A 4,627-nucleotide genomic window follows, 5' to 3' on the forward strand; every position below is an offset into this window, starting at 1 on the left:
CCCGCCGGCGGCCTCCGCACCCTGGCCGAGGGCGAGGCCCGCCCCACCCTCGCCCGCTGGGCCGCCGGACAGCCGTGGATCGCCGGGTGCGGTGCGATGCTGCTCGCCCACGGCTGCCCGCAGGACGCGGACGCCGCCCGGGTGCGCGGCGAGCACCTGGCCGCCGGGTACGCCATCGGCGTCGCGCAGGTCGCCGCCGGGGCGCTGGGGCTGGCCTCGCGGCCCGTCGGCTCCTGGCAGGGCGCCGACCTCGGGGCCGCGCTGGGAGCCCCGGAGGGGCGGCACCACATCGTGCACGGCTTGGCCCTGGGCCGCGGAAGGACGCGCCCCGAAGGGGCGCGGGGAACTGCGCGCTCAGCCCAAGAGGCGCCGCAGTCCGCAACGAACGGACAGGGGCAGCCCGCACCCGGCCCCCCGGACGGAGAACAGGGAGAAGAGGGAAACCACCGATGATGCTCCACCCCGAGCTGCTGCGCGCGGCCCGCACCGCGCGCACCCCGCTGCTCGGCGCCACCGGCCTGCTCGGCGCCGTGGCGCTGACCCACCTCGCCCAGGCCGTGCTGTTCGCGCTCGCGCTGGCCGCCCTCGCCCGGGGCGACAGCGGCGCTCTCGCGGCGCCGCTCGCGGGCGTGCTGGGCGCGGTCGCCGTGCGGGCCGGGCTCGGCTGGTGGCAGCGGCGGCTGGCGTCCCGCGCCGGCACGGCGGTACGGACCGGGCTGCGGGACGCCCTCCTCGAACGGCTCGGCGCCGGCGCGTCCGTCGCACGGGCCGGATCGGCCCGCGCCACCCTCGTCGACGGCGTCGAGGGCGTGGACGCGTACATCTCGCGCTATCTGCCCCAGCTGCTGATCACCTGCGCCGTGCCGCCGCTGCTGCTGGCCGCGGTGGCCGCCGTCGAGCCGTACGCGGTCCTGGCACTCGCGCCCGCGCTCGTCCTCGCGCTGTTCGCGCCCCGCTGGTGGGACCGGCTGCTGGCGCGCCGCGGACAGGAGCACTGGGAGTCGTACGACGCGCTGGCCGCCGACTATCTGGAGGCCCTCCAGGGCATGCCCGCGCTGCGCGCGGCCGGAGCGGTGGCCCGCACCCGGGCGCGGCTGGAGCGGCGGTCCGCCGCGCTGCACCGGGCGACCGTCGCCAAGCTGCGGGTGTCCCTCGTGGACACCGGGGTCACCGATCTCGCCATCCAGGGCGGCACGGTGGCCGCGGCGCTCGTCGCCTGCGCCTCGGCGGCGTCCGGGCGGACCGCGGCGACCGGCACCTACCTCGTCCTCCTGCTGTCCTCCGAGTGCTTCCGGCCCATCCGCGACCTGTCCCGCGAATGGCACGCGGGCTACCTCGGCGTCTCGGCGGCCGACGGCATCGCCCGGCTGCGCACCGCGCCGGACGGCGTCCCGGACACCGGTACGGAGAGCGGGCGGTGGACGGCGGCCCCGCAGATCCGCTTCGAACACGTCGGCTTCAGCTACCCGGGCGCCGACAGGCCCGCGCTGACGGATGTGAGCTTCACGGCCGAGGCCGGGCGCACGACCGCGCTCGTGGGCCCCTCGGGCGCGGGCAAGTCCACCGTGCTCGGCCTGCTGCTGCGCCACCGGGACCAGGACGAGGGGCGGGTGACCGTCGACGGCCGGGACACCTCCGCCTACACCCTGGACGCGCTCCGCCGGGGCATCGCCGTCGTCTCCCAGGAGACCTATCTCTTCCACGCCACCGTCTCCGAGAACCTGCGGCTGGCACGCCCGGACGCCGACGACGCCGCGCTGCGCACGGCGGCGCGCGCCGCCGGGGTGCACGACGAGATCGCCGCGCTGCCGCAGGGCTACGACACCCTCGTCGGCGAGCGCGGCGCCACCCTCTCCGGCGGCCAGCGGCAGCGGCTCGCCCTCGCGCGGGCGCTGCTCGCGGACGCGCCGGTGCTGGTGCTGGACGAGGCGACGAGCGCCGTGGACGAGCGGCGCGAGGCCCGTATCGGCCGCGAACTGCTTCGGGCCGCCGCCGGGCGCACCTGTCTGGTGGTCGCCCACCGGCTGCGCTCCGTACGCCACGCGGACCGCATCGTCGTCCTGGACGGCGGCCGGGTGGAGGCGACCGGCACGCACGCGGAACTGCTGGAGCAGAACGCCCTCTACGCCCGGCTGGCGGCGGCATGACCGAGGGCCGCGCCCCGAAGGGGCGCGGGGCTGCGGTCCCTGGCGGCTGCGCCGCGGTGCGCGCTCAGCTGCAACGGTGCCGCAGTCCGCAACGAGCAGTCAGCGGCACCCCGTGCCCGGAACCCGGAAGAAGGCAGGCGCTATGACACCGGAGCCCCCACACCCGGGAGCCCTGCGCGCCCTGCTCCCCGTCCTCGGGGCGCACCGGGCCATGACAGCCCGCACCTTCGGCGCCGCGCTCGTCAACCAGGCGTCCCTCGTCGCGCTGGTGACCCTCGCCGCGCACACCGTGGGCACCGCCGTCATCGAGGGCTCCGCACCCGGCCCGGCCCCGCTCACCGCGCTCCTGGTGCTCGTCCTGGTCCGCTCGCTGGGCATCTGGCGCGAGATGGACCTCTCGCACGACCTCGCCTACCGGGTGCTCGCCGAGCTGCGGGTGCGCGTGTTCGACGGCCTCGCGCGCAGCGCGCCCGCGCGGGTCCGCGGACGGCGCAGCGGGGACCTCGCCGCCGCCGCGCTCGGGGACGTGGAGGCGCTGGAGTTCTTCTACGCGCACGCGGTGGCCCAGCTGCTGGCCGCCGGAACGGTGTTCGGCGCGGGCGCGGTGACCCTGGGCATCGTCGACCCCTGGCTGCTCGCCGCGGTCCTGCCCGTCGCCGGGCTGCTCGCCCTCGCGCCCCTGGTGGACGGGCGCGGCCGGGCCGCGCGCGGGGCCCGTACCCGCAAGGCCGCCGCCGAGCTGTCCGCCGAGGCGGTGGAGACCGTGGACGGACTGCGCGAACTGGTCGCGTTCGGCGCGCTGGAGCGGCGCCGCGCCCGGCTGCGCGCCTGCGGGCGGCGCCTGGGCGCGGCACAGCGGGCCGAGCACACCTGGGAGGCGGGCGCCGCCGCCGTGCGGGACGTGCTGGTGGTCGCGGCGGTCGTGGGCGTCGTCGCCGCGGCAGCGCACACGCTGGACGGCGCCTGGGCCCCGGCCGCGATGGCGCTCTCGCTGGGCGTCCTCGCGCCGGTGGCCGACGCGGCAGCGGCGCTCGGGCAGGCGGGCGGGCTGCGCGCGGCGGCGGCCCGGGTCGGCGCCGCGGTCGACGCGCCGCCCGGCGCCCCCGCGCCCGCGCGTCCGCGCCCGCTGCCGGACGGCCCGCTCGGCGTCCGGCTGCGCGGAGTGCGCTTCGACTACGGGGGCGGCGCGGTCCTTAACGGACTGGACCTGACGGTGCGGGCGGGGGAGACGGTGGCCCTGGTCGGGGCGTCCGGCGCGGGCAAGTCCACCTGCGCCCATCTGCTGGCCCGCTTCTGGGACCCGGCGGCGGGCGCGGTGGAGCTGCTGCACGCCCGGGGCGCGCTCGACATCCGGGAGGTCGCCGAGGCGGACCTGCGCTCCGCCGTCTCCGTCGTCGGCCAGGAGACGCCCCTCTTCCACGGCACGCTCGCCGACAACCTGCGGCTGGCGGCCCCGGACGCCGACGACGCGCGGCTGCGCGAGGTGGCACGCCGCTGCGGGGTCGATGCGGTCGCCGCCGAGCTGCCGGACGGCTACGACGCGCTGGTGGGCGAGCGCGGCAGCACCCTCTCCGGCGGGCAGCGCTCCCGCGTCGCGCTGGCCCGCGCGCTGCTCACCGACCCGCGGGTGCTGGTCCTGGACGAGACCACCGCGCATCTGGACGCCGCGGGCGACGCGGAGCTGGCCGCCGCGCTCGCCGCCGCGTCCCGGGACCGTACGACGCTGATCATCGCGCACCGCCCGGCCACGGTGCGCCGGGCCGACCGGATCGCCGTGCTGGCGGGCGGCCGCCTGGCGGAGGCGGGAACCTGGGACGAACTCGCCGGGAGCGGCGGAGCGTTCGACCGGGTGCTCACCCGCTGACGCGGCGGTCCGCGGTCCGGGCCGCCGCGGAGCGTAGGGTGGGGCGGCATGACGCAACGGACCGGGCAGCACCCCGTGTTCGCCCGCTTCTACGAGAAGGTCGCCGGCCCGGCCGGGGAGCGGGCGGGCATCACCGCGTACCGGCGGCGGCTGCTGGACGGCCTGTCCGGCGAGGTCGTGGAGATCGGCGCGGGCAACGGGCTGAACTTCCCGCACTACCCGCCCGGGGTGCGGCGGGTCGTCGCGCTGGAGCCGGAGGCGCGGCTGCGGGCCCTGGCCCGGCTGCGGGCCCTCGACGCGCCGGTCCCGGTGGAACCGGCCGACGGCCGCGCCGAGCGGCTGCCCTTCCCCGACGGCTCCTTCGACGCCGCGGTGGCCTGTCTGACGCTGTGCTCGGTGGCCGATCCGCCGCTGGCGCTCGCCGAGCTGTACCGGGTGCTGCGGCCGGGCGGCGAGCTGCGGTTCTTCGAGCACGTACGGGCGGGGACGCGCGGTATGCGGCGGGTCCAGCGCGCCGTCGACGCGACCGTGTGGCCGCGGTTGATGGGCGGGTGCCGCACGGGGCGGGACACCCGGGCGGCGCTTTGTGCCGCGGGGTTCACCATCACGGACGTCG

The 4,627-nt window shown here is 78.5% G+C and carries 4 protein-coding genes; all 4 read left to right on the top strand.

Annotated elements, in window-relative coordinates; translation table 11 throughout:
* Positions 1-453: nitroreductase family protein (locus tag G5C65_RS31530; protein WP_420903381.1), on the top strand; the 453-nt coding region annotated here is incomplete at its 5' end.
* Positions 450-2,147 carry an ABC transporter ATP-binding protein/permease gene (locus G5C65_RS31535; protein ID WP_165302464.1) on the top strand — a complete coding sequence of 566 codons (1,698 nt, stop codon included), beginning with the start codon at positions 450-452 and terminating at the stop codon, positions 2,145-2,147. The genes G5C65_RS31530 and G5C65_RS31535, both read left to right, overlap by 4 nt.
* A 142-nt stretch (positions 2,148-2,289) precedes the next feature.
* Positions 2,290-4,011, top strand: coding sequence for an ABC transporter ATP-binding protein (locus tag G5C65_RS31540; protein WP_165302465.1), 1,722 nt, complete (start codon positions 2,290-2,292; stop codon positions 4,009-4,011).
* A gap of 48 nt (positions 4,012-4,059) precedes the next feature.
* Positions 4,060-4,627, top strand: a 568-nt coding sequence (locus tag G5C65_RS31545) for a class I SAM-dependent methyltransferase (protein WP_165302466.1), incomplete at its 3' end; no start/stop codon positions are given.

The organism is Streptomyces boncukensis, assembly GCF_011045075.1.
Classification (GTDB): Bacteria; Actinomycetota; Actinomycetes; order Streptomycetales; family Streptomycetaceae; genus Streptomyces; species Streptomyces boncukensis.

Excerpts from the sequence above, each read along its gene's own strand:
- G5C65_RS31540 (WP_165302465.1), top strand. The coding sequence starts at position 2,290 with ATGACACCGGAGCCCCCACACCCGGGAGCCCTGCGCGCCCTGCTCCCC.
- G5C65_RS31535 (WP_165302464.1), top strand. The coding sequence starts at position 450 with ATGATGCTCCACCCCGAGCTGCTGCGCGCGGCCCGCACCGCGCGCACC.